The following is a 24,513-nucleotide window of genomic DNA, read 5'->3' as shown; positions in this document are numbered from 1 at the left end:
ACAGTGCGTGAGGCAGTCCGTAAAAGCAGTCGTTGAAAGCAGTCCGTAAAGCAGTCCCTGAGCAAGACACCGTCCGAACCGGGAGAGAGAATGCCGCACATCCTCGTTGAGTACGACGAAGCGCTGCAAGGGTCCTTCGATCGTCGTCGCTTCGCGCTCGAACTTCACTCACTGGCCGCCAAGACGGTCGACGGCATCACCGTCGAAAGCTGCAAGACACGCTTCCGGTGCGTCGACGAGGCCGTCATCGCACACGGTGAGCCCGAACAAGCCCTCATTCACGTGGAGTTCGCGATCCTTCCCGGCCGTACGGCGGAGGCCAAGTCCGCGCTGAGCCAGGCCGTCCTGGGGCTGGTGCGCAGCCATACGGCGTCCGTGCCCGGCACGACGGTCCATGCATCCGTGGACGTGCGCGACCTCGGTGCGGCCTACCGCAAACATGTCGCCCCCGCCACCCCCGGGGCATCGGGAGCACTGTGAAGATCTTTGTCTCGTCGGACATGGAGGGCACCGCCGGGGTCGTCGACTGGGACCAGTGCAGACCGTCGGGCGCCCAGTACGGGTACTTCCGCGATCTGCTCCAGGAAGAGGTCAATGCCGCGATCGAGGGCGCGATGGCCGCCGGCGCGAGCGAATTCCTGGTCAACGACTCGCATTCGGCGATGGCCAACCTCCGGCCGGACCGGCTCGCGGGCCGCGCCCGGTACCTGTCCGGCCGTCACAAACCGCTCTACATGATGCAGGGCCTCGACGCCTCGTTCGACGGGGTCTTCTTCGTCTCGTACCACGGGTCGATGGGCGGTGCCCCGTCGGCTCTCTCGCACACCTACAACCCACGGGCCATCGCCGGGGTGTGGCTGAACGGGACGCCTGCGGGCGAGAGCGGGATCAACGCCCTGGTCGCGCTCGGGCACGNGAGAGCGGGATCAACGCCCTGGTCGCGCTCGGGCACGGGGTGCCGGTGGTCCTGATCACGGGTGACCGGACGACCGCCGAGGAGATCGAGCCGTTCTGTCCGGGCATCCGTGCCGCGGTGGTCAAGACCTCGGTCTCGCGCTTCGCGGCGGACAGTCTGCATCCGGAGGAGGCGCGCGAGGTGATCAGGGAGGCGGCCCGCGAAGCGGTCCTGCGGCTGCCGGCTGCCGCGCCGCCCGCGATCGATCTGCCTGCCACGCTCACCATCCGCTTCCGCAATGCGGACCTCGCCGAGATGGCGACATGGATCAACAGGGTGGAACGGGCCGATGAGTTGACGGTGCGGGTCAGCGACGAGGACGCGATCCGGCTGTACCGGACCTTCGTCACCGTGGTGCTGCTCACCCGGGGCATCGCGGAGTGAGAGCGGGCCGGCGTTCGCCGCGGTTCAGCAGCACGAAGGCGGCGCAGCCCAGCACCGCCAGCAGTGCGCCCGCCCGGAGCAGCGCGGGCACGCCGAACGTCGTGGACAGCGCGGTGATGGCGTACGGAGTGAACATGCCGGTATAGGCCAGCGTCCAGAACAGCGAGGTCAGCCGGGCCAGGCGCGCCCGCGGGGCGAGGGCGGCCACCTCGGTCAGGCCGAAGCTCAGGGTCAGCCCGTAGCCGGCGCCGAGCACCGCGGCGGCGGCGAGCGCGAGCACCGGCTGCTCGGTGGCCGCGGCGGGCGCGGCAAGTGCGAATCCGACCGCGATCACCAGGAGTCCGGCGACCCCGGTGGCCAGTCGGTGGCGGGTGGCGAGGTACCGGGCCGCCGGCTGGACGGCCAGCCCGGCACCGGGGACGACGGCCGTGGCGACTCCGGCGTAGACGGTCTGCCATCCCGTCAAGCCGCCGTCGACCAGGCCGGGCAGGGTGACAAAGCCGACCGTCGGGGCCGCGAAGACCCAGGGGGCGACCGGCAGTATCGCCCGCCAGAAGCGGGCCCGCCGGAAGGGCGTCGCTGCCGGTGCGACGGGAGGGGCGCCGCTCCCCTCCGCCGAGGCGGGAGCGGCCGCGGCCGGGCGGGAGCGCGACGGCCGGGACTCCGGCGCACCCAACGCGACCGCTCCCGCGGCGACGGCCAGCACCAGATGCGGCAGATACGCGGTCAGCAGGGGGTATGGCGCCCACTGGGCGATCAGTGCGGCGCTCAACCCGCCCGAGGCGAAGCCCGCGGAGACGAACATCCCCGACCGCTTGGCCGCGGCGCCCGGCGACGTGGTCAGGTCGAACGGCGGGGAGGACAGCTCCTTGACCCAGGCGCTGCCGGCGGCCAGCAGCGCGCCCGCGCCCAGACCGGTCAGAAAGCGTCCCGGAAGCAGCCATCCTGTGGTGGCCGCGCCCACCATCAGCAGACAGGTCGACAGCAGGTTGACGCCCAGCGCGATGAGCGCCACCGGCCGACGGCCGTGCCGGTCGGCCAGCGGGCCGCCTATCAGCAGCCCGGGGACCAGACCGACGACATACACCGCGAACAGTCCGGTCACCGCGGATTCCGACAGGCCCATCTCGGACCGGTAGGAGCCCAGGAGGGCGGAGAACTGGTTGGCGCTCCAGCCGGAGGCCGTCATCATCCAGCCCACTCGTAGCCCGTGGCGACGGCGGGGTGGGGTGGTCGTAGGAAGAGGGGTGGTGCCGCGGACACGGGCGTCGTCCGGCTGCCCGGATCCCGCCGGGCGCTTGACTGTGGTGCTCATGGCGGTCAGTCTCACCACCGCCGGCCCGTCGCCGCCGCCCGCGTTCACGATTCATGAATGCGCTTGGGTCCCCGCTCACCTGGCGCTTTAGGCTGGTGTGCATGGACCTTCGCTTGCTGTCGTCCTTCCTGGCGGTGGTCGAGGAAGGGCATTTCAAACGGGCTGCCGCCCGGCTGTTCCTCTCCCCGCCCGCGGTCACCCAGCACATACGGCAGCTGGAGAGCGAGCTCGGCACCCGGCTGCTGCACCGCAACCCGGTCTCCCCCACCCGCGCGGGAGCCCGGCTGGCCGGGCACGCGCGCACCCTGCTGGCCGCCGCGAACGCCGCGATGGACGACATGGCCGACGTCATACAGGGCCCCTCGGCCGACGCCCCCCGCCCGCTGCGGATCGGCATCATGGGCCATGGCTCGGCGGAGCTGACGCCCGCCGCGGTCAATGCCTTCCGGCGGGCCCGCCCCGACGTCCCCGTCGAGCTGCGGCAGCTGAACTTCACCGAACATGTCACGGCGCTGGTCGAGGACCGTGTGGATGTCGCTTTCGTACGGCCCGCGCCGGACGACGAGCGCATCGCCACCGACGTACTGACCACGGAGCAGCGCATCGTCGCGGTGCCAGAGACGTCCGCGATCGCGGACGCCCGGGAGAACGGTGTGCGCGTGGCGGACATCATCGACCTGCCGTTCGTCCGGCTGCCGGGCCACACACCGCCCGTCTTCACCGACTATCTCTACTTCAACCACGAGGCGCAGCGCCGCGGCCCGGACTTCGCGCTGACGCCGCAGGAGGTGCTGACCGGTGTGGTCGCCGGACGCGCGGCCGGTTCGGGGCTGAAGTCGTTCGCCCGGTACTACGCCTGGCCTGGCGCGGTGTTCGTGCCGGTCCTGGACGCGCCGTGGGAGAGCAGCTACCTCGCCGTACGGGCCGACGACGGCAACCCCGAAGTGAAGATCTTCCGCGCTCTGACGGTCGCCCTGGCCCCGGAACTGAGGCCACGCATCGAAAGGTGACACCTGCGGGTCCGGCCGGCCTCGGTCGCAGCACCGTGGTCGGGCATATCGCGGCGTCAGGCGTTACGAGTCGGCCGCAGGGCTCGCTCCGGTGCGGTGCCCAGGTAGCCGTAGGCCGAGAATGCGCTGGCCACGAAGGCGTGTTCCGGGCGGGCGAGTTCGGTGGTGGCGACCTGTTTGCAGGCGGTCTGCGGCTCGGTGGTGGACCGGCCGAAGCGGCAGGCGACGGCGGTGAGTTTGATGGTGACGAAGTCGGCGATCTGGGCGCCGTACTCGATGGGCCTGCCGTTGATGGTGATGTCTCCGACGGTGAAGTTCTTGCTCGCGGGGACCTCGTAGACGGCGCGTACGCGGTGCTCCGTGTCGCCGCGTTCGTAGGTCCAGTAGCTCTGGGGGTCGGAGCCGTCGGGGGCGACCCAGCCCTCGGTGGAGAGGCCGTCGAAGTAGAGGCCGACGGGGTCGGTGAGGCTGATCGAGGCCTTCTGACGGGCGAGGGCGTTGACCGACCCGCCGATGTGGGGGTCACTGTTGCGCTCGGCCTGGCCGTAGTCGCTGCACTTGACGAGCTCCTGTTCGGCGGTGAGCTCGGTGCCGTCGATCACCCGGCGGATGGTGGCCGCGGCGGCCAGTTCGATCTCGGCGGCGAGCGTGTTGTTCTTCTGGATGAGGTGCATGGCGCCCTGTGTGGTGGTGTTGTTCCACTTGTTGGAGCGGTCGTAGACGCCGTTGACGAACAGATCGCTTTCCTGCACGTCGGGGCTGATGAACCGGCGGTAAAGGCGGAGGACGGTCTCCGGGCTGGTCTTCGCCAGGACGTCCCAGTACTCGGGGCTCTCGCAGGTGAAGGTGGCTCTGGTGATCTTGCCGTCCTTGCGGGTGACGCTCCACTCGCAGTATTCGTCCTGGGCCTTGCGGCTGGCCTCGGCCTTCTTCCAGCGCTGGGTGTCGGAGGTCGAGTGGACCTTGAGGATGCGGGGGAACGCGGTCCAGCTGACGGTCGCCGTCCGGGCGTCGGCGGCGGTGTCGGTCTTGGTGAGGTTGTAGAACTGCGATCGCGGACCGTCGTGGAGCACCTGGCCGGGGTCGGGGCCCTTGATGGCGAAGTCGACGTTGTCGGAGACGAAGACGTCCCATGCCTTGCGGCCGAAGTCGCTGAGGTCGGTCAGTCTTCCGGGCGGCGAATAGCTGCTGATGGTGGTCATGGTGGTGCTCCTCGGTCTGTGCGGTCGTGGTGGCCCCGTTCTTCGGTGGCCTATTACCCGGTGGAGGCTTCCACGCTGCTTCCTCCCGCCTCGGCTTCTTCCACGGTGGCGTCTTCACGCATCCGCAGCTGTGCGGCGGTGGCGGGGATGTCGGTGGTCGGCAGGGTCAGCTCGAATTCGTTGAGCTTCATGGCCTTGAACCGTCTGCGGCGTGACTCGGCCAGTCGGACGTAGTCGTCGAAGCCTTCTTCGGTGGTGATCCGCTGCTGGACCTTCTCCAGGTAGTCGGTGAGCCGCCGGGAGAAGTCGGTGCGCCAGGTGGCATCGGGGCGGTTCCAGTGCGCGGCGAAGCGGCCCTCGGGGCTGTCGGCGGGCAGCTCGGCGGCGGCGTCCAGGATGCGGTGCGCGAGCTGGTCGCCGAGGGCGTCGGCGGCGGTGGCCGTAGTGGGCACGTACCGCATCAGCCGGGCGCGGTCGGGGCTGAAGACGGGGTTGGGGAAGTCGACCATCAGCACGCACGCCGCGAACTTCCGTGAGATCAGGCCCTGTTCGCACAGCACTCGGACGACGGTGTTGTCCTCCAGGGCCGCCTCGGGCACCACAAAGGCGAAGAAGGTGTCCCCGGGCCGGCTGAAGCCGCTGGCCTTCTCCTCCAGCCGGAACCCGAATGCCTCAAGACTGTGCGTGTAGCGGGCGGTGGTCGTGGCCGGGACGGCGGCCTCCACCTCCAGTTCGAGGTCGTCGAGCAGCGCGTCGTTGTTCAGCCAGAACCCCATCGGCAGCGGCAGCGGGTCGTCGCCGGGGCGGATGCTCGCGCTCTGTGTGGCGGTGCTGGTGAGGTTGACCGCCGTTGTGGTGAACAGCTGGCGCAGGAGATGGTCCGGGTGCTGCACGGTGCCGTCGGCGGTGACCGCGCGCAGCCGGGCCCGGGTCCACCGGTTGATCTGCGAGCGGATCGTCGTCTCCAGGTTCTCCGCGCCGATCACACGCTGGTACAGGGGGTTGTCGCGCAGCGGGTCGTCCTCGGCCAGCTGGATGGCGGCCGACTGGGACTGCCAGTTGGGCCACGGCTGCTTCAGCTCCTTCATCACGACGCTGCCGTTGATGTGGCTGTCGAAGCAGCCTCTGCCGCGGGAGCCGGGCGTCAGCGCGTCCCAGGAGTTGCCGGTCCACACCCAGGCCGGGGCGATCCGCATGTAGTAGTTGAAGACCTGGTGGGTGTCGTCCCAGGCGGCGACCTGCAGAAAGGTCGTCCGGGGGTCGCTGTTGGCGCCGGTGCTGATCATCAGGTCTGCTTCGGTGCCCCGCACGGCGTAGGTGATGGCGAAGCGGATGTCGCGTCGGAGGTGCGGTGCACCGACCGACGGGATCGTCCCCGCCTCGCTCACCAGGTACACCTTGGGCTGATCGGGCGCATCGGGCAGCCCGTCCAGCAGGTCCTGTACGGCCATCGGGAAGACGTTCCGTCGGAAGAAGAGGGTGGCCATGGGGTCGCCCAGGGCGGCGAGTTCCTCCGGGCCCACCTCTCTGGCGTGCCGGTCCACCCCGCTCACCCTGCGGTAGAGCCGGCCGGCCCGGAGAGCGGGATGGCCGGCCCCGAGGTCGTCCTCTACGTGCTCCTGCGCGAACAGTCCGGCAGGGCGTTGCAGCCAGGCCGTGGCCCGGCGCCGTTCCGAAAACTCCTCGGGCATTCCCGTCCTCTCGCCGCCTGCTCGGTTTCGGGAAACTGCGGGAGCGTTCCCCACGAGGACCGCACTCCCAGGAAAGACCATCAAATCCCGGCGTGCATTTTCGACATTGACGGCGTGCGGTATGAGAAATTGCGCGTAAACGGCCCAATGAGCGTCGCCGCGGCAGGCAGGCCGGGCCGATGGCCGGCTCCGCACCGGATGAAATGCGAACTATAAGCTCTGCCCGTGCATCCTCTACGCCCCCTCGCCGTCAGCACCTTCGTCCTGATCGCGGCGCTCAGCTCGGCGTGCTCCGCCGCTCGCTCCCCGCAGGACGCCAGCCCCGGGATGCCGGCGCCGTCGCATGTGGCCACTGCCCCGACCGCCGTACGGCCGCCGGCCGCCAACGCAGCGTTCGACTATCAGCTCGGCGGCCCGTATCCGCCACCGGACACGGTCCGGGCGGTCTCCCGCGACCGCACGGCCAAGCCCGCCCCCGGTCTCTACAACATCTGCTACGTCAACGCCTTCCAGGCACAGCCCGACGACACCGGCACCTGGAAAGACCACCACCCCGAGCTCCTTTTGCGGGACGAGCGCGGACATCCCGTCATCGACCAGGACTGGGACGAGCCCCTGCTCGATATCTCCACCGCCGCCAAAAGAGCAGCTCTCATGGACATCATCGGCCCCTGGTTCGACGGCTGCGCCAAGGCGGGTTATGACGCCGTGGAACCCGACAATCTCGACTCCTACGAACGGTCCCACGGCAGGCTCACCGCACAGCATGCGGCGGCCTTCGCCGAACTCCTGACCCGCCGCGCCCACCAGCGACAGCTGGCCGTCGCCCAGAAGAACACCACCGATCTGCTGCCCCGGCGCCACAGCATCGGCTTCGACTTCGCCGTCGTCGAAGAATGCGCCCACTACCAGGAATGCGGCGATTTCGCGGACGCCTACGCCAACAGGGTCTTTGCCATCGAGTACGAGAAGAAGGACTTCGCCGCCGCCTGCCGCGCCTGGGGCAAGCGCCTCTCCCTCACCCTGCGCGATCGCGATGTCCGCCCCGCGGGCAGCGCCGGCCATGTCGACCAGCGCTGCTGACCACTCCGCTCCGGCGGCGCCGCGGGTGTTCTCGGCGCCTCATGAACCGCCAGTCCCGTTGATCTTCTCTATCGCCTGCCGGGCCTGTTCCTGCGGGGAGCGGGCGGGCAGCGGCGACACGGTCGCGGAGGCCGCCACAGCGGGCTGCGCGCGCTCCTGCGCCACGGCCGTGGACGCCACGGCGGGCTGTGCACGCTCCTGCGCCACTGTGGCCCGGGGCGCGGGCTGCCGGATGCGCAACCGCTGACCGGCGGCCTCGTCCAGCGTCACCGGGCGCTTCAACCGGGCGGCGAGCCGGGCGGCCTCCTGACCGAGCGCGGCGACATCCTCCCACTGCAGACGCACCACCAGCGAGAGCTCGGCGTCTCCGTCCGGCAGGGCCTGGAGCTGCGGGATACCGGGGTCAGTCATGAGCGCTCCTCACGTCGTGGACCGATGCCCCACGGGGCACGGATATGGAGAGATACGGGAAGCCGGCCGCCGCCGTTCAAACCGCGGGCCGGGAGCAGCGGGCTCCCCTACTCTCGGGCGCGTGAGGAAAACGCATCAACTCCGCCGTCTGGTCGTCGGCGAGGAGACCTGGCTGTGGTCGGTCCGCCACCGGCACCCCGAGTGCCGCGAAATTCTGTCCCTCCACCACGACGCCACACGGGCCACCCTGCGGATCGTCTTCCGGACCCGCCCAGGGCGCCTCGTCCCCGACGGCCTCTTGCACTCGGGCGGGGTCGGCGACCGTCGTGCGGTACTCAATCTCCACGAGCCCGGCACCGTCCGCCGGCTCTTCGACGAGGTGGCGTCGAGCGGCCAACTGCCGGTCACCTCCACGGAGAAGGAGCTGGACGGCTGGCCGCTCTTCGATGCGCTCGTGGGGCGTGACGACGCCTGATCTACGCCACTGCGTGGAAGAGGGCCGCCGCCTCGCCGCGTGATTCGACGCCGAGCTTGGTCAGGATCTTCGCGACATGGAACTTCACCGTCGACTCGCTGATGTGGAGTTCCTGCGCGATCGCCCGGTTGCGGTGGCCGAGCGCGAGCCGGGCCAGCACCTGCAACTCCCGCTCGCCCAGGGCGATGAGCGGGTCGGGTGCCGGATCCTGGGACACTCGCAGCGGGATCGCCGCCGCCACCGTGGTGCCCCACCCGGGCACCGCGTCGACATCCAACCGCCCGTCCAGTACGTCGAGTCGCTCCTTGACCCGGCCGGGGGCCAGATCGCAGTGGCTGAGTGTGCCGGGCCCATCGTCCCGTACGGTCACCCGCAGTTCGTCGTCGGTGAGCTGCCAGCCGACGTGGACACGGCTCACCGTCTCCTGCTCCAGGGCCTTCATGAGCACCGCCCGGACGATCACTCGCGCGGTGTGCGCCACGTCGGCGGCCACCGTCCGGGTGGAGTCGGGCGCGCCCAGCTCCAGCCGTACGGGGCTGTAGCGCACGAGCGGCCGGAGCGAATCGGCGAGCCGTGCGAAGGCCTGGCCGGCCGGCTCCTCGGCGATCTCCTGGTCCCGTTCCGCCTCCGCACGGAGCTCCACCAGCGCCGAGACCGCCAGATCCGTGGCGGTGGCACGGGCCGCCGCATCGTCGAGGGTGCGGCTGCGCAGGACGCCCAGCAGCCCGGTGAGCGCGGCCGAGTACGCCTCGCCCAGCTCCGCGATCACCCGGGCCCGGGTCCCGGCGGCGGTCCGCGAGCGGGCCAGCGCACCGGGCATGGCCTCCTCCGCCAGCCGGTCGAAATGGCTGGTGACCACGTCCCACAGCGCTTGTACGAGGGCGGCGGCGCTCTCGTCGACGGGCGCGGCGTCGCCGTCCCGTACCAGCAGCAGGACGGCGCCCCGGGGTGTCGCATGGCTCGTCGCGACGAATACGGGCCGCTCGGCGCCGGCAAGGGTGAGGGTGCCCTGCCACGGGCGGCCGGGGGTGCCCGAGGCGAGCAGGGGCGTCAGGTCGGCGGTGGAGAGCCGGCCGATGATCTCCGGATCGCCGTAGGTCTTGAACGGCGAGTGGGCGCAGTGGGTGGAGAGTTCGGCCACTGCCCGGTGCCGGACCAGTCCGGCCAGGACTGTGGAAAGGCGGGGCAGGATCTCGCCCAGCGGCTGGCGGATCACCTCGTATGCGGCGGTCAGGGCGGGCACGGATCCGGTCAACTCCATGTGCCTCAGCCTAGGGCCTGTCCGATGGGGCATGGCCGGGCCCTAACCAGGGCCCCCGGGGCCGGCGCTGGCCTTTCGGCCAGGTGGGACTGTCCGGATGGCTGGCGGCCACCCGACTCCTCAAGGACAAAGCTGAAGCCATCACTTCCGAGACGTCCAAGACTTCCTTGGCTTCCACGACTTCCAAGACTTCTGACGCATTTTGCGCATTCAGCGGGGAGACCGATATGCAGGCGATCATTTACAACGAATTCGGTGGCACGGACGTGCTCGCCCTCGGGCACACCGACAAGCCGGTGCCCGGCCCGGGCGAAGTGCGGGTGAAGGTGGTGACGGTCGGCGTCAATCCGCTCGACTACAAGCGGCGTTACGGATGGGTGGAGCAGTTCTACCCGACGACGTTTCCCGCGGTGCCCGGGCTGGAGTTCGCCGGGGTCGTGGACGCGGTCGGCGAGGGTGTCACCGATACGGCCGTCGGCGACGAGGTCTTCGGCTGGACCAAGACAGGCGCCTACGCGGAGTACGCCATCGCGGGTGACATCGCGCCCAAGCCCGCCGCGCTCTCCTTCCAGGCCGCGGCGACCCTTCCCATCGCCGGTGAGACCGCGCAGCGCGTCCTGGATCTGCTGGGCCTGAAGGAGGGCGAGACCCTGCTGCTGCACGGTGCGGCGGGCGCGGTCGGCCAGGTCGCCGTCCAGCTGGCGGTGGCCTTGGGCGCGACGGTGATCGGCACGGCGTCCCCGGCCAACCACGACTTCCTGCGCACGCTGGGTGCGGTTCCGGTGGCGTACGGAGCGGGTCTCGCCGACCGGGTCCGGGCGGCCGCCCCGCAGGGTGTCGCCGCGGTCTTCGACGCGGCCGGGCAGGACACGCTGCCGGTCTCGATCGCGCTGCGCGGCGGGACGACGGACCGCATCGTCACCATCGCCGACCCGAACGCGGCCGATCACGGTGTGCCGTTCTCCTCGGGCGGTACGCCGTCGGAGCAGGTCCGGGCGGGCCTGGCGGCGCACGCCCGGCTCGCCGTCGAGGGGAGGCTGACCGTACCGGTCGTCGAGACCTTCTCGCTGGCCGACGCCGCCAAGGCGCAGGAGTTGAGCGAGGCGGGTCACGTACGCGGCAAGCTCGTCATCGAGATCTGAGCCGCGCGGCGGTGGGGAAGCGGGCGGGGACATGGACACCCGCGCCCGCGCCCTCCCTCAGCCGATTTCCGGCAGCGCACCGCCCCGCTGCCTTCGAAGCGGCGGTGACCGCCTCGTCGCGCACACAATATCCATCGCAACGTCGGCGTGGGACGAGGATGTTGAGGTAGCTGCACTTCTGCACCTTCCATTGCCTTGATCCTCTGGAGCCTCTACGTTGAGCGCGCTTGAATTCGCTCAACTCGCCGCTCTGCGGCGGGCTTCGGGAGGACCCCCCATGTTCAGACGCACCTCCACAAGTGCTTCCACCGGCAGCTCCATACGCCCCTCCAGACGGATCTCCGTACGTACCGGCGTCGCCGCCGGCCTGGCCGTCGCGGCGCTGGCGGCCACGACGACCATCGCGGCCACGGCTCAAGGCGCCACTCCGGCCCCGCCCACGCACGACCAACGCACCCAGAAAGTCGAGTACTTCACCGGGGCGAACGGTCACCCCCGGCAGACCACCGTGCCGGTCTCGCCGCCGCTCACCAAGTCCGCCAGGTCCGCGATCGCCTCCGACGGCGATGTCACCTCGATCGTGCAGAACGGGCCCGTCGGCTCGAAGCTCGATGTCGTCTTCGTCGGGGACGGCTATACCGCCGCCCAGCAGGAGGACTTCCACGCCGACGTCCGCGCCAAGTGGGCCAAGATCAGCGCCGTGGAGCCGTACGCCTCGTACTCCGGCCTGTTCAACGTCTGGGCCGTTGACGCCGTCTCCAACGAGTCCGGTGTCTCCGGTGACCCGACACAGGACGTGGTCCGCGACACCGCCCTCGACTCCGCGTTCTTCTGCGAAGGCACCGAGCGACTGCTCTGCGTCGACACCGGCAAGGTCGAGTCGTACGCCTCCAAGGCCCCGGCCGCCGACCTCGTCGTCGTGCTCTCCAACTCCACCAAGTACGGTGGCGCGGGCTACAACGACATCTCCTCGCAGGTCGGTTACGACGGGATCGCCACCGCCTCCTCCGACAACGACCAGTCCGACCAGATCGCGGTGCACGAGACCGGTCATTCGCTCGGCAAACTCGCCGACGAGTACGACTACGGACAGTCCGGCACCTACTCCGGCCCGGAGCCCACCCAGGCCAACATCACCACGCTCTCCGCCGACCAGATGACCGCCCAGCAGCAGAAGTGGTACCGCTGGATCGGTCAGCAGTCGCCGGACGGCGGCACGGTCGGCGCGTTCGAGGGCGGCGGCTACTACCAGTACGGGCTCAACCGGCCCACGGAGAACTCGATCATGCGGTCGCTGGGCCGTGAGTTCAACCTTCCCGGCCGTGAGGCGATGATCGCGGGCTTCTACCGCTGGGCGAGCGTGCTGAGCAGCCCGGTCGCCACCGATCACAAGCTGTCCCGCGGGGACCGCATCCGGGTCACCGTGCCCGGCTCCGCACAGGTGAGGTGGTACGTCGACGGCCGTGAGCGCAAGGCCGCACGGGGCAAGGCCTCGGTCGTTCCGCGCACCCTCGGTGTCCCTGCCGACGGCCGCGCCCACCGGGTCACGGCCCGCGCCACCGACCGTACGGACGCGGTCCGTGACCCGGCGCTGCGCAAGCAGCTGTCCGGATCGCTGACCTGGCGGATCGCCCCGTAACGGGTCACTCGCACACTCCCCCGGTACCGGGCGGGCCGGTCAACGCACCCGCCCGGTACCGGCACACGGAGCGCACCGGTGACCGGGTAGCCTCCACACCGCCCGCCTCGGCCTGGAGGTTGATCACCAAGGAGCCTGCACGATGACGCCGCCCGCTCAGGACGACGCCGGCGCCTGGGAAGCGCCGTGGCCCGCTTCTTCCGGCATCCCTCATGTCCCTCTCGACGAGGAGACCCGGCTCCGGAAGGGCCTGCCGCGCACCTTGCTGCCGACGCCGCACGGGATGAGCCGGCCGGCGGTCTTCGATCCCGCCCTCAAGCAGTTCTCCCGCGCCTACCGGGCGGGCGAGCCCCGCTTCGAGGACGAGGCGTCGGGCCGGGCCTGGCATCGGGCGCGGAGGACCGCGCTGGATGTGGTGCTCACCGCGATCGCCGACGGGCCCTGGGCGCGGCATCTCGTTCTGCGTGGCAGTGTGCTGATGGCTACCTGGTTCCGGGATGCGGCCCGGGACCCGGGCGACCTGGATTTCGTCGTCGTTCCGCAGGACTGGGCGATGGACGGGCCTCGTACGGCGGGCCTGTTCGAGGGGATCGCTCGGGATGCGGCAGCGGCGAGTGACGGCGGTCCGGTCCGGATCGACGCGGCCGGCATGGTGACCGAGGACATCTGGACGTACGAGCGGGTGCCCGGCCGCCGGATGCTGCTTCCCTGGACGGCGCCGGGGACCGCGGGCGGCACCGTTCAGCTCGATGTGGTGTTCCACGAGCCGTTGCCGGCCCCGCCGGAGCTCACCACGCTGCGGCCGCTGGGGGACGGTCCCGGCTGCCGCGTGCTGGCAGCCTCCCCCGCCCTGTCACTGGCCTGGAAACTGTTGTGGCTGGTCACCGATTTCCATCCGCAGGGCAAGGACCTCTACGACGCGGTGCTGCTGGCCGAGCACACCCCACCGTCCTACGAGCTGGTGCGGGACGCCTTCGTGCTCGGCGGGGTCGACGGGCTGCGGCCGGCCGGCTCCTGGTGGATCGACACCTTGCGGGTGGCGGACGACTGGGAACACTTCACCGCCGACTGTCCCTGGGTGACGGACACCGCCGACAGCTACCGGGAGCGGCTCGGACGGGCGTTGGCGCCGCTGCTCGCTGTGGCGGAGCCCCCCGGTGAGTGTGCCTATGACCGGTGGGTCCGGTGGCTGCGCCCGTTGGTGGAGTCCACTCGCGGGGCGGCCGCAGCCGATCCTCTGGCCGTCCTCGGGCATCTTGCGGGCGGCGGCTGGGAGGGCCTGCTGGCGACCGTCGTGATCGTGCGTGAGGTGGTGGGACGTCAGGCCCTTGGCGTGGAGGACGCGCTGGGTGTCGTCATTGCTGGTCACGACGGGTGGCGGGGCTGGCGGGAGAACCCCCGGTGGTGGCTCGCGGTCGTCGATGAGCTGCACTGACGTGTCGGTCCGCGACGCGATGCCCTGACGCACGGCCATTGACACCGCTTGCGCACGGTCATTACGGTCTCGCCACCATTTCGAACGCGTGACGAAATTTCGAACGCGACGAAGGGGCAACTCCCGTGCGCATCACCGGTATCAGCACGCATGTCGTCGGAACCCCCTGGCGCAATCTGACCTATGTCCAGGTCCACACCGATGAGGGTCTGACGGGCGTCGGCGAGACGCGGATGCTGGGCCGTACCGACGCGCTGCTCGGCTATCTGCGGGAGGCCGAGACGAACCACGTCGTGGGCTCGGATCCGTTCGCGGTCGAGGATCTGGTGCACCGTATGAAGTACGGCGATTATGGGCGGGCTGGGGGAGATCGTGATGTCCGGCATCGCGTGTGTGGAGATGGCCTGCTGGGACATCAAGGGCAAGGCGCTCGGCGTCCCGGTGTGGCAGCTTCTCGGCGGCCGGGTGACCGACCGCGTCAAGGCGTACGCCAACGGCCGGTACACCACCGAACGCACTCCGGAGGCGTATCACGCGGCGGCCCGCAGGGTCGTGGACCGCGGCTACCGGGCGCTGAAGATCGATCCGTTCGGCACCGGGCACCATGAACTCGATCCCCCGGCGACGCGCGCCGCGGTCGCGCTGATCGAGGCCGTACGGGACGCGATCGGACCGGACTGCGAGCTGATGCTGGAGATGCACGGCCGGTTCAGCCCGGCGACGGCCGTACGGCTGGCCCACGAGCTGGCGCCCTTCGATCCGGCCTGGCTGGAGGAGCCGGTGCCCCCGGAGAACCTCAGGGCGCCGGCGAAGGTCGCCGGCAAGGTGGCGGCGCCGATCGCGACCGGCGAACGCATCCATGACCGGATCGAGTTCCGGGAACTGTTCAAGTCCCAGGCGGCCGACGTCATCCGGCCGGACCTGGGGCACATCGGCGGTATCCTGGAGGCCCGCAAGCCGGCCGCGACCGCCGAAACGCATTACGTGCTGGTGGCTCCGCACAGCGTGGGCGGCTCAGTGCTCACCGCTGCGTCCTGCAACTGGCGGTCTGCACACCGAACTTCAAGGTGCTGGAGCACTTCAACGACTTCGCGGACGCCGAGATCAAGCGAGTGGTCAAGGGCGCACGAGAGGTCGTGGACGGCTACTTCACGCTGCCCGACGCGCCCGGACTCGGTGTCGAGCTGGACACCGACGCGGCAGCCGAATTCCCCCAGCAGCAGGCCCGGTTCGACCTATGGGCCGAGGGCCGGGAGCGTCGCGACCCGGCGGGGGCCGGCCGGTGAGGGCCAAAACCGCCGCCGCGGGGTCCCGCACCCGCTCGCTCGTCGTCGACCGGCCCGGCCACCACTGCCTCGTCACGGCGCCGACGCGGCTGCCCGGCCCCGGAAAGCCCGCCGTCGAGGCGCTGCCTCGGGCTCCGAGATCCGCGCGAAGGGACGGCGGCCCCGTACCAACCCCTTGTCGTCGAGATCGAAGACATCGACCCGACGCGTCGGTGAGTCGACGTAGTACATCAGCCGCCCGTCGGGACTCCAGCCGATGCCGTTGCTGACGGTGACGTCCGGGAGGATTCGTGTCACCGTGCCGTCCGGCGCGACCCGGGACAGCGTACCGCCGCCCGCTCTCTCGTCGTAGCGCATGGTGCCCGCCCACAGGGAACCGTCCGGCGCGACGGCCGCGTCGTTGCCCCGGCGGCCCGGCACCGGCTCCCGGCACAACCAGGAGAACGCGCCGGAGGCGTCGTAACACCCCACTCCGTCGCGGAGGTTGACCACCGCTCCCCCGCCGGCGCGCGGCTTGGCGGCGCCGACATGCTGTTCGGTGGCCATGACCGTACGGCGGCCGGTGGCCGGGGTGAAGGTGTGGCCCCGGGCGGAAGGAATGTCCACCCAGATCAGCCGGCAGGCAGGCGCGTCCCAAGTGGGTCCCTCGCCGAGCCACGCGGGCTCGGCCACCGCCACCTCCCACCCCGCGCTCATGCCCGCTCCCGGTACCCGAGCCGCGCGGACAGATCGGCGGCGCCCTTGAGCGCCAACTCCTCCCACTCCAGGCGTCGTTCCTCACTCCAGCGGATCATCGGCACCGACACGCTGAGCGCCGCCACCACCCGTCCCGTGGAGTCCCTCACCGGCGCGGCCACACAGCTCACATCCGGGTTCGACTCCCGCCGCTCCACCGCCACACCGCGCCCGCGGATCTCGGCGAGCTGTGCCCGCAACGCGTCGGCGGAGGTGAGACTGTGCGATGTCATCGCCGCCAACTCCCCCTCCTTCGGCAGCAGTTCCGCCACCTCGCCCTCCGGCAACGAAGCCAGCAGCATCTTGCCGACCGCGGTGCAGTGCGCGGGCAGCCGCCGCCCCGCGGCCGAGACCATCCGCGCCGCGTGTCTGCTGTCCACCTTGGCGATATAGATGACATCGGCGCCTTCGAGGAGGGCGACATGGACGGTCTCGCCGCACGTTTCGGCGACCGTACGGGCCACCTGCTGTCCCTCCGCGGCGAGATCGAGCTGCTCGGCGTACCGGCTGCCCAGCTGGTAGTTACGCACCCCGAGCCGGTAGTGCCCGGGCTGCTCGGGCACCGGGACGAGGTAGTTGCGTGCGACGAGCGTGGTGATCAGTTCATGCACGCTGGTGCGCGCGGCAGTCCGAGCTTGCGGGTGATGTCGGGCGCGGAGAGCGCGCCGCCCTGCTGCAGAAAGAGTTCAAGTATGTCCAGCCCCCGCGTCACCGCCGGTACGAGCCGCCCCATGTGCCCTCGCCCTTCACCGTCTCGTTCGATATCCCGACCATCTACCGGTATCGCGAACAGAGCCTGGGTGTGACGCACGCACCGGGCAATGGTCAGCGATGCCGCAGCCGGTGTGCCGCGTCAAGGAGGTGCCGCAGGCGAAGGCCGTCCGGGGCGACGGCGGTGACCAGCGCGGCAGGGCCGGCAAGCGGAGCCAGCACGGCCTGGCCGCCTTCCGGAGCGCCGCCCAGCAGGTGGACTTCGGGGGGCGTCTCCTCGAAAGCCGGGTCGACGATCAGGAGCTGCCCGACCGCGCGGTGGCCCGCGAGAACGGCCGGGCCGTCCCAGCCGGGTGCGCCCGGCCCGTATGCGGCCTGCTGGTCCAGCAGAGTGCACCCACCGCGTCGGACGGTGAGACGACTCGCCACATGGCCCGGCGGCTCACCGGCGCGTCCAAGGACCTGTTCCTCACGCAGTACGAGCCGTGCGGTGGGAGCCAGGTCGACGGTCCAGGTCTGGCGCAGATGGCTGCCGGCCGCGCAGATCAACGGCTTGGGGAGCCAGTGGAGCTGCGCCTGCTCTCCTACGGTCAGCCGCACGTCGTAGGTGGCGTGCTCGGAGGTCCGGCCCCGCAGGGCGAGGGTCGCGGCGGCAGAGGTGATGTGCAGCGCCGCGCCCTGCTCGGCGGCGGCTTCGATCCGCAGCCGGTCGCCGCCGAGGGGGGCACTCATGGCGCCGACGACGCACACCCGCGCCTCGGTCCCGCGTGAGCGCAGCCGCCGTAGTTCGAAGGGCCCGTCGCCGTCCAGGACGGGCAGCGTGGTGGTGCCGCCCCTGACGGCTGCCTGGATGCGAGCGGTGGCACGCACGCCTACGGCAGTCCGTCGAGGGGCCGGCACGGCTTCCGGGGTCGCGAGGGTCATGCGGGGCCCGCGCTCCAGTCGGTGAGGCGTTCGCGGACCCAGTCGGCGACCGGCTTCACACCGCCCTCGGCCTTGAGAGAGGTGAAGGCGACGGGGAGTTCGCCGCGCTGTGCCTTGGCGTCGCGCGCCATGCCCTCCAAGTCGGAGCCGACGTACGGAGCGAGGTCGGTCTTGTTGATGACGAGGAGGTCGGATGTGGTGACGCCGGGGCCACCCTTGCGGGGGATGTCGTCGCCGCCGGCGACATCGATGACGAAGATCTGGGCGTCGACCAGGCCCTTGGAGAAGGTGGCGGTGAGGTTGTCGCCGCCGGATTCGACCAGGACGAGATCGAGCGGGCCGATGGCGTCCTCCAGGTCCTCGACGGCTTCGAGGTTGGCGGAGATGTCGTCGCGGATAGCGGTGTGCGGACAGGCACCTGTCTCGACCGCGGTGATCCGCTCGGCGGGCAGTACGGCCTCGCGGAGCAGGAATTCGGCGTCCTCGCGGGTGTAGATGTCGTTGGTGACGACGGCGATGGACAGCTCGTCGCGCAGCGCCCGGCACAGCGCCGCGACGGTGGCGGTCTTGCCCGAGCCGACCGGCCCGCCCAGGCCGATCCGCAGCGCCCGCCGGGTGCCGTCCGCACGCACCGGTTCGGCGGCGCTGTAGGTGTACCGCTCGGGGAACGTCTCTTGGTGGTCGAGGTGCATACGGACTCCGGTCTTTCGTCGTGTGTCGTGGCGTGGTGGTCAGGAGGCAAAGAGGCGTACGGGCCAGGCGGCGTGCTGCTGCGCGGTGATGTCCAGCAGCGGCGCGGAGGCGGCGGGCAGTGCGTCGATCCCCTCCTCGGGGATGCGTGCGGCGGCCGCGGTGGCCGCCGCGGCGGTCCGGTCGAGGCCGGGGGCGAGGCGGGCGAGGACGGCGGTGGCGTCGAACGGGTCCAGGCTCAGCAGCCGGACCGCCGCCGTGGCCGGCCCGCTGACGGTTTCGTACGCCACCGCATATGCGGCATCCAGTGGCGCCAGCCCGGCCGACCGCGCGGCCAGGCCCAGCACCACCGGCTGGTGCGCGCCCCGCGGCCGGGCCGCGGCCAGCGCATCCAGCTCGGCCGACGGCCAGGTCGCGCGGGCAGCCCGCATCATCTGCCGCCCCAGCTTGCGGGCGGTGGTCCGCAGGGCCGGCACCGGAGTACGGACGTCAGCGGCCTCGTCCAGCGCCACCGGATCGTGGCCCGCGGCGGCCGCGGCGGCCAGCGCCGCCGCGACCAGGCCCACGGTGTGCAGCCGCCCCCGGCAGAACTCCCGCAGCGAGTCCGCATCCTTGATACGGCCCGCGGCCACGGCCGGTTCGGCTCCACCGGAGTGCGCGTGCCCTCCGGCGGGGAACCGGCCGTCGGCCAGGACGAACAGCGCGGCGCGACTCATCCAAGGTCACCTTTCCTCATCGTCGGGCTCACCTTTCCCAGCTCGCCGCCCGGGTCGCTCCGCGGCCCTCGGTTCAAGATCTCAGAAGAGGAAGTACCGCTGCGCCATGGGGAGTTCACGGGGATAGTTCCGCTCGACGAGCTGGTCTTCGACCCACGTAGACACGTCCTCCACCTTCTCGCCCCCGGCAATCACCTCGAAGGTGTCGGGGTCGATCCGGACGTCCGGAGTGGCGCTGTTCTCCTTCATGTCTGCCTTGCCGACGTCACGTGTGCAACTGATGGCCTTGAACTGCTTGCCCAGCGCGAGCCGTTCGGACAACCCGCCATCGATGGCGCGCTCGGTGACAAAGTTGTACGAGGTGGAGCGGGGCGCCAGCCCCGTGGCACCCCACATGGCGCGGGGCAGGACCGGCTGCGGGGTGGGGATGGACGCGTTGGCGTCTCCCACCTGCGCGTACGCGATCTGTCCGCCCTTGATGACCATGTGCGGCTTGACCCCGAAGAACTTCGGCTCCCACAGCACCAGGTCGGCCAGCTTGTCGATCTCCACGGATCCGACCACTGCATCGATGCCCTGGGCGATCGCCGGGTTGATGGTGTACTTCGCGACGTACCGCCGGGCGCGCTTGTTATCGGCTCCCTTGTCACCCGTCGGCCGTTCACCTTCGGGCAGCTTGTCGCCCTCCAGGAAGCCCCGGCGCACCTTCATGACGTGCGCGGTCTGCCAGGTGCGCGTGATCATCTCGCCGATGCGGCCCATGGCCTGGGCGTCCGACGACATGATCGAGATGGCGCCGAGGTCGTGCAGGATGTCCTCGGCGGCCATCGTGGAGGGCCGGATCCGGGAGTCCGCGAAGGCCAGGTCCTCCTTGATCTTCGGGTTGAGGTGATGGCAGACCATCACCATGTCGAAGTGCTCCTTGACCGTGTTGATGGTCAGCGGCCGGGTGGGATTGGTGGAGGCGGGCAGTACATTCGGCTCGCTCACCATCTTGATCATGTCGGGGGCGTGGCCGCCGCCCGCGCCTTCGACGTGGAAGACGTGGATGGAGCGGCCGTCGATGGCCGCAATGGTGTCGTCGACAAAGCCCGCCTCGTTCAACGAGTCGGCATGGAGTGCGAGCTGGACGCCCGTCTGACGGCAGACCTCCAGACACTTCTTGAGGACGGCCGGAGTGGCACCCCAGTCCTCGTGGATCTTGAAGCCGATGACGCCCGCGTCCACCTGGTCGTACATGGACTTCTCCGACATGGTGGCGCCCTTGCCGAGCAGCCCGATGTTCACCGGGAAGGCGTCCAGCGCCTCGAAGGTGCGGGCGATGTGCCAGGAGCCGGGCGTGACCGTGGTGGCGGTGCTGCCCTCCGCCGGTCCCGTACCGCCGCCGATGAGCGTGGTGACGCCCGCGGACAGCGCCTCGCCGACCTGCTCGGGGCAGATGAAGTGGACGTGCGTATCGACCCCGCCGGCGGTGAGGATCTTCCCGTTGCCGGCGATGACCTCGGTATCGGGACCGATGACGAAATCCGTGGGGATCGGACGGCCGTCGTACAGCGCGATCCTGGGCCCGTCGTGGAGGCGGTCCATGGTCTCGTCGTTGTACGCCTTGCCGAGCGCGGCGATATGGCCGTCGCGGATGGCGACATCGGCCTTGACGATGCCCCAGTGGTCCAGGATGACGACGCCGGTGATCACGGTGTCGGGCGGCTCCACGACATCGCTGCCGCCGGACTCGCCGGAGTCACCGGACTCGTCGGCGCCCCCGGGCTCGTCAAGGCTCTCGGTCTCGTCGGGGCCGCCCGGGTCGCGCGGCGCGATGGACTGCCCCATCGACTCACGGATCACCTTGCCGCCGCCGAAGACCATCTCGTTCCCGCTGCGCCCGGGGCCGCCCGCCCAGTCGTCCTCGATCTCGATCCGCAGCTCTGTGTCGGCGAGGCGGATACGGTCACGGGTCGTCGGGCCGAACCGGTCGGCGTACTCGGCGCGGGTCAGGGGGTCGGAGGGCTTGGGGGGCTCGGGGCATTCGGGGCACTCAGTCATTGAGCTCACCCCCGGCCGCGTCGGACGGGCTCTCGGCGCTGTCGAGCGGGCCGCCGGCCTGGCCGCGCAGACCGTAGACCAATCGTCTGCCCTCGATGGGTACGAGCTCGACGTCTTCGGTGATGTTGGGCTCGAAGCGTACGGAGCTGCCGGCAGGGACATGCAGGCGCTTGCCCCACGCGGCCTCACGACAGAACTCCAGCCCGGCGTTGGCCTCGGCGAAGTGGTAGTGGGAACCGACCTGGATGGGACGGTCGGTCGGATTGCTGACGGCCAGGCACGTGACGTCGCGACCCTCGTTGAAGGGCACGAACTCGTCTTCCGGCTCCGTGGAGTAATCAACCTTCCCCGGGGAGACGAGCGGCTGTTCGTCCTTGCCCGCCTCCGGGAAGGGTTGGTGGATGGTGACCAGCTTCGTGCCGTCGGGGAACGTGGCCTCCACCTGTACGTTCTTGATCATCTCGGGGATGCCCTCCATGACCTCCTCCCGGGCAAGTACCTTGCGCCCGGACGACATGAGGTCGGCGACGGTGCGGCCGTCCCGGGCGCCCTCAAGAACATGCACGGTCAACAGCGCCACGGTTTCAGGGTAGTTGAGCCGCACCCCCCGGGCCCGACGTTTCTCGGCGACGTCCGCCGCCAGATGAATCATCAGGCGCTCTTGTTCATGTGGAGTCAGGTGCATGGCCCTTACCCTGTGCTCGTCCTACCCAGAGCTTCTGTCCTGGGTTCGCGCGCTGGGACCTGACCTGGCCCTGCACCACTGGCAACCCAGGGCGGAGTCACCAGGACTTCCCCCCGCCATCGGTGCGGCACAGCTTCCTCGGCCGCCGGCCCCAACCCCTCGCGAGGGCATCATGATCACGCCGGCGGAGCCGGAAACGGCGTACGGCCCGACCTAGCCCGAATGAGTGAAGTCGGGCCGGTACGCTCGAACTTGAGGTTTCAGGTGGTCCACTCGTGGCCAACTGGCGCCTCAGCGGCCCTCATCCGCCGGCTCTCCGGCTTCTCCTCCGCCCCCGCTGGGCCAACGCTCCGAGTCGTGGACGCCCGTCAGATGCGCACCACCATCTTCCCGGTGTTCCGGCCGTCCATCAGTCCGAGGAATGCCGTCACCGCGCTGCCGATGCCGTCCTCGACGGTCTCCCGGAAGGTGAGCTTCCCTTCGGCCAGCCAGCCGCCCATCTCGTCGGCGAAGCGCGGCTGGAGCCCCGCATGATCGCCCACCTCGAACCCGCGCAGGGTGAGCCGCTTCTTGACCAGCTCGATCATGTTGCGCGGCCCCGGCGGGGGTTCGGTGGCGTGGTATCCGGAAATCGCTCCGCACAGTGCGGCCCTGCCGTCCACGGTCAGCGCATCGATGGCGGCCTCCAGGTGGTCCCCGCCGACGTTGTCGAAGTACACGTCGATACCGGCCGGGGCGGCCTCGGCGAGCAGCTTGCGCACCTCGCCGGTCTTGTAGTTGAAGGCGGCGGTGAAGCCGAGTTCGCCGGTCAGGTACGCCACCTTCTCCTCGGATCCGGCGCTGCCGATCACCGTCTTCGCCCCGCGCAGCCGCGCGATCTGTCCGGCCAGACTGCCCACCGCACCGGCGGCGCCGGAGACGAACACCGTCTCTCCTTCGCGCAGCTTCGCGATCTCGGTCAGCCCGGCGTAGGCGCTTAGACCGGGCATGCCGAGCACACCGAGGAACGCGGAGTCCGGTACGCCCTCGACCCGCCGTAACGCGGTGAAGCGTGCGGCCGGTGCGACGGCGCCGGTTCGCCATCCGAGATCGCTGAGCACCAGGTCCCCGGGGGACAGTCCGGCCGCCCGCGACTCGACCACCTCACCGACCGCTCCGCCCGTCATCGGCCGGCCCAGCCCGTATGCCAGGTCCCCGGACTCCGTGGTGCCCATCAGGGCGCGCATATACGGGTCCACCGAGAGGTAGGTGTTGCGGACCGACACCTCACCGTCGGCCGGTGGTGGCAGTTCCCGCTCCACGAGCCGGAAGTCTCCCGGCACAGGGCGTCCCACGGGGCGCGCGAACAACTGCCACTCCTGCACGGCGCCGGTCATGCACTGCTCTCCTCTTGTGTGCGGCGTGCCATTCCTGTGTACGGAAGCAGCGCCCGCCGGACCCGGAACATTCCTGCACGCACGGCGGTTGTCAGTGGTGCCTGCCAGACTCGGCCGAGTCCATCCACGATCTGGGAGCAGACGATGACCGACCGAGCCGTTCCCCGGCATTTCGGACCACGATTGACGAGCGACACCCGCAGCGCGGCGCCTGCCGTTGGCGGCGAACGGGAGACGCTGACTGCGGCCCTGGACTGGCACCGGGCGACGTTCGAGCTCAAGTGCACGGGCGTGCCGTCGGACCGGCTGTCCGAACGCGCGGTGCCGCCCTCCGCGCTTTCCCTGCACGGTCTGGTGCGGCACTTGGCCGGTGTCGAGCGCTGGTGGTTCCGTATCCAGTTCGCCGGCGAGGACCTGCCCTTGCTCTACTACTCCGACGAGGATCCCGACCAGGACTTCGAGTTCGTGGACGGTGATGTGGACGAGGACTTCGCCGTCTGGCGGGCGGAGAGCGAGCGGTCCCGGCAGATCACGGCCGCCGCGGAGTCGCTGGACGCGACGGGGATCCGGCTGAGAACCGGCGAACCGGTCTCACTGCGCTCCATCATGGTGGACATGATCGCCGAGTACGCCCGGCACAACGGTCATGCGGATCTGCTGCGTGAGCGGATCGACGGTTCCACCGGAGCATGAGAACTCAGGCGCCGCCCGGTGGCTTTCACCGGGTCCGCGTCTGACGACCACAAGGTCTCCCCAGGTCAGAACGCTACCGACCGGACGGTGGGATATCTTTGAACTGAGTTATCGGGCAGAGGGAAGGCGGATCACAGTGGAGCCTGACCACGTAGACGAGATCATCTCGGCATGGGGGAACGAGCTGCCCGAAATCGCCGGTCTACCCCTGGAACTCGCCAAGCGCAGCGCCCTGTTGGTTTCGGCCTTCGATGTTGCGGCCGGGGTCGAGCTGGAGAAGCTGGGGCTGACCCAGGCCGAGTACGGCGTGCTCGCCACCCTTCGGCGCGTCGGCGCCCCCTACCGTCTCAAGCCCACCGACCTCACGCACGCCCTCCTGCTCTCCTCCGGCGGCACCAGCAATGTCGTCAAACGCCTGGTGGCCGCCGGCTATGTCACCCGCGAGGCGGCCGAGGACGACGCCCGCAGCAGCTGGGTGCAGCTCACGCCGAGCGGTGTGGAGACCGCCGAGGCGGCGGTGCGCGCCACGACAGCCGTGCATGCCCGGCTCGTCGACCGCATTCCGGAGCGCACCGCGAAGGTCCTCAGCGAACAGCTGCGGATCGCGCTCGCCGCCATCGAGGAGGGCGTGCTGATCCGCCGCTGACGCCG

The 24,513-nt window shown here is 70.3% G+C and carries 21 protein-coding genes and 5 pseudogenes; 13 read left to right on the top strand and 13 right to left on the bottom strand.

The features are described from left to right. The first annotated feature begins 90 nt into the window (after window positions 1-90). The 3 genes and pseudogenes from DY245_RS03335 to DY245_RS45730 all read left to right on the top strand — a co-directional run. Window positions 91-480, top strand: coding sequence for a 5-carboxymethyl-2-hydroxymuconate Delta-isomerase (locus DY245_RS03335; protein ID WP_128503284.1), 390 nt, complete (start codon window positions 91-93; stop codon window positions 478-480). A gap of 20 nt (window positions 481-500) precedes the next feature. Then, window positions 501-915 (top strand): annotated as a pseudogene (locus DY245_RS45735) (M55 family metallopeptidase); the annotation flags it as partial. A 1-nt stretch (window position 916) separates the two neighbouring features. Then, a partial coding sequence (locus DY245_RS45730; RefSeq protein WP_244942801.1) for a M55 family metallopeptidase occupies window positions 917-1,339 on the top strand: 423 nt, incomplete at its 5' end. On the opposite strand, the gene DY245_RS03325 is transcribed toward DY245_RS45730, so the two are convergent. Continuing rightward, window positions 1,317-2,654, bottom strand: coding sequence for an MFS transporter (locus DY245_RS03325; RefSeq protein WP_244942800.1), 1,338 nt, complete (start codon window positions 2,652-2,654; stop codon window positions 1,317-1,319). The two genes, DY245_RS45730 and DY245_RS03325, sit on opposite strands and share 23 nt — an antisense overlap. Window positions 2,655-2,755: 101 nt before the next feature. On the opposite strand from DY245_RS03325, the gene DY245_RS03320 reads away from it, so the two are divergent. Next, window positions 2,756-3,664 carry a LysR family transcriptional regulator gene (locus DY245_RS03320; RefSeq protein WP_128503282.1) on the top strand — a complete coding sequence of 303 codons (909 nt, stop codon included), beginning with the start codon at window positions 2,756-2,758 and terminating at the stop codon, window positions 3,662-3,664. A gap of 56 nt (window positions 3,665-3,720) precedes the next feature. Here DY245_RS03320 and DY245_RS03315 read toward each other — a convergent pair whose 3' ends face one another. Continuing rightward, the gene (locus DY245_RS03315; RefSeq protein ID WP_128503280.1) at window positions 3,721-4,866 is read right to left on the bottom strand and encodes a hypothetical protein; all 1,146 of its coding nucleotides are present in this window, start codon (window positions 4,864-4,866) and stop codon (window positions 3,721-3,723) included. Between the two features lie 53 nt (window positions 4,867-4,919). Next, complete coding sequence (locus tag DY245_RS03310) at window positions 4,920-6,557, bottom strand: hypothetical protein (RefSeq protein ID WP_128503278.1); 1,638 nt, start codon at window positions 6,555-6,557, stop codon at window positions 4,920-4,922. Between the two features lie 219 nt (window positions 6,558-6,776). On the opposite strand from DY245_RS03310, the gene DY245_RS03305 reads away from it, so the two are divergent. Further along, complete coding sequence (locus DY245_RS03305; protein ID WP_244942807.1) at window positions 6,777-7,640, top strand: endo alpha-1,4 polygalactosaminidase; 864 nt, start codon at window positions 6,777-6,779, stop codon at window positions 7,638-7,640. Between the two features lie 39 nt (window positions 7,641-7,679). Here DY245_RS03305 and DY245_RS03300 read toward each other — a convergent pair whose 3' ends face one another. Beyond that, the gene (locus DY245_RS03300) at window positions 7,680-8,051 is read right to left on the bottom strand and encodes a hypothetical protein (RefSeq protein WP_128503276.1); all 372 of its coding nucleotides are present in this window, start codon (window positions 8,049-8,051) and stop codon (window positions 7,680-7,682) included. 121 nt (window positions 8,052-8,172) lie between these two features. Between DY245_RS03300 and DY245_RS03295 the strand changes: the two genes are divergently transcribed. Then, window positions 8,173-8,526: a hypothetical protein gene (locus DY245_RS03295; RefSeq protein ID WP_128503273.1), complete on the top strand. Its 354-nt coding sequence runs from the start codon at window positions 8,173-8,175 to the stop codon at window positions 8,524-8,526. Window position 8,527: 1 nt separating this feature from the next. Here the strand turns inward: DY245_RS03295 and DY245_RS03290 are convergent, their stop codons facing one another. Beyond that, the gene (locus tag DY245_RS03290) at window positions 8,528-9,787 is read right to left on the bottom strand and encodes a helix-turn-helix transcriptional regulator (RefSeq protein ID WP_128503271.1); all 1,260 of its coding nucleotides are present in this window, start codon (window positions 9,785-9,787) and stop codon (window positions 8,528-8,530) included. Between the two features lie 227 nt (window positions 9,788-10,014). On the opposite strand from DY245_RS03290, the gene DY245_RS03285 reads away from it, so the two are divergent. The 5 genes and pseudogenes from DY245_RS03285 (at window position 10,015) to DY245_RS03270 (ending at window position 15,289) form a co-directional block, all read left to right on the top strand. Further along, a complete protein-coding gene (locus DY245_RS03285; protein ID WP_128503268.1) occupies window positions 10,015-10,929 on the top strand; it encodes an NADP-dependent oxidoreductase in 915 nt (304 codons plus the stop codon). A gap of 277 nt (window positions 10,930-11,206) precedes the next feature. Then, on the top strand, window positions 11,207-12,568 hold the full coding sequence (locus DY245_RS03280; protein ID WP_128503266.1) for a M64 family metallopeptidase: 1,362 nt from the start codon (window positions 11,207-11,209) through the stop codon (window positions 12,566-12,568). 142 nt (window positions 12,569-12,710) lie between these two features. Further along, the gene (locus DY245_RS03275) at window positions 12,711-14,003 is read left to right on the top strand and encodes a nucleotidyl transferase AbiEii/AbiGii toxin family protein (RefSeq protein ID WP_128503264.1); all 1,293 of its coding nucleotides are present in this window, start codon (window positions 12,711-12,713) and stop codon (window positions 14,001-14,003) included. Window positions 14,004-14,128: 125 nt separating this feature from the next. Next, window positions 14,129-14,332 (top strand): annotated as a pseudogene (locus DY245_RS48100) (mandelate racemase/muconate lactonizing enzyme family protein); the annotation flags it as partial. A gap of 22 nt (window positions 14,333-14,354) precedes the next feature. Next, a pseudogene (locus DY245_RS03270) lies at window positions 14,355-15,289 on the top strand (mandelate racemase/muconate lactonizing enzyme family protein). 117 nt (window positions 15,290-15,406) lie between these two features. On the opposite strand, the pseudogene DY245_RS03265 reads toward DY245_RS03270, so the two are convergent. The 8 genes and pseudogenes from DY245_RS03265 to DY245_RS03230 form a co-directional block, all read right to left on the bottom strand. Beyond that, window positions 15,407-15,985, bottom strand: a pseudogene (locus DY245_RS03265) (SMP-30/gluconolactonase/LRE family protein); the annotation flags it as partial. Further along, a pseudogene (locus DY245_RS03260) lies at window positions 15,982-16,757 on the bottom strand (IclR family transcriptional regulator). The pseudogenes DY245_RS03260 and DY245_RS03265, both read right to left, overlap by 4 nt. Before the next feature lie 92 nt (window positions 16,758-16,849). Further along, window positions 16,850-17,659, bottom strand: a complete 810-nt coding sequence (locus DY245_RS03255; protein ID WP_128503260.1) for an urease accessory protein UreD — start codon at window positions 17,657-17,659, stop codon at window positions 16,850-16,852. Beyond that, window positions 17,656-18,351 carry an urease accessory protein UreG gene (ureG, locus tag DY245_RS03250; RefSeq protein WP_128503258.1) on the bottom strand — a complete coding sequence of 232 codons (696 nt, stop codon included), beginning with the start codon at window positions 18,349-18,351 and terminating at the stop codon, window positions 17,656-17,658. Before ureG ends, DY245_RS03255 begins: the two co-directional genes overlap by 4 nt. A gap of 39 nt (window positions 18,352-18,390) precedes the next feature. Continuing rightward, window positions 18,391-19,065 (bottom strand): urease accessory protein UreF, encoded by a 675-nt coding sequence (locus tag DY245_RS03245; RefSeq protein WP_128503256.1) that lies wholly within the window; start codon window positions 19,063-19,065, stop codon window positions 18,391-18,393. Window positions 19,066-19,146: 81 nt separating this feature from the next. Then, window positions 19,147-21,108 (bottom strand): urease subunit alpha, encoded by a 1,962-nt coding sequence (gene ureC, locus DY245_RS03240; RefSeq protein WP_128503254.1) that lies wholly within the window; start codon window positions 21,106-21,108, stop codon window positions 19,147-19,149. Beyond that, window positions 21,101-21,793 (bottom strand): urease subunit gamma, encoded by a 693-nt coding sequence (locus DY245_RS03235; protein ID WP_128503252.1) that lies wholly within the window; start codon window positions 21,791-21,793, stop codon window positions 21,101-21,103. Before DY245_RS03235 ends, ureC begins: the two co-directional genes overlap by 8 nt. A gap of 368 nt (window positions 21,794-22,161) precedes the next feature. Continuing rightward, window positions 22,162-23,169 carry an NADP-dependent oxidoreductase gene (locus tag DY245_RS03230; RefSeq protein WP_128503250.1) on the bottom strand — a complete coding sequence of 336 codons (1,008 nt, stop codon included), beginning with the start codon at window positions 23,167-23,169 and terminating at the stop codon, window positions 22,162-22,164. 144 nt (window positions 23,170-23,313) lie between these two features. Here DY245_RS03230 and DY245_RS03225 point away from each other — a divergent pair, with 144 nt between their 5' ends. Together DY245_RS03225 and DY245_RS03220 are read left to right on the top strand one after the other, a co-directional pair. Further along, on the top strand, window positions 23,314-23,862 hold the full coding sequence (locus DY245_RS03225) for a DinB family protein (protein ID WP_128503248.1): 549 nt from the start codon (window positions 23,314-23,316) through the stop codon (window positions 23,860-23,862). Between the two features lie 136 nt (window positions 23,863-23,998). Then, a complete protein-coding gene (locus DY245_RS03220; protein ID WP_181923500.1) occupies window positions 23,999-24,508 on the top strand; it encodes a MarR family winged helix-turn-helix transcriptional regulator in 510 nt (169 codons plus the stop codon). Window positions 24,509-24,513: the final 5 nt, after the last annotated feature.

Origin of the sequence: Streptomyces inhibens, assembly GCF_003389455.1 — a bacterium.
GTDB lineage: Bacteria > Actinomycetota > Actinomycetes > Streptomycetales > Streptomycetaceae > Streptomyces > Streptomyces inhibens.
Note: the sequence above shows the minus strand (reverse complement) of the source record. Positions and strands in the feature narration are given on the sequence as shown.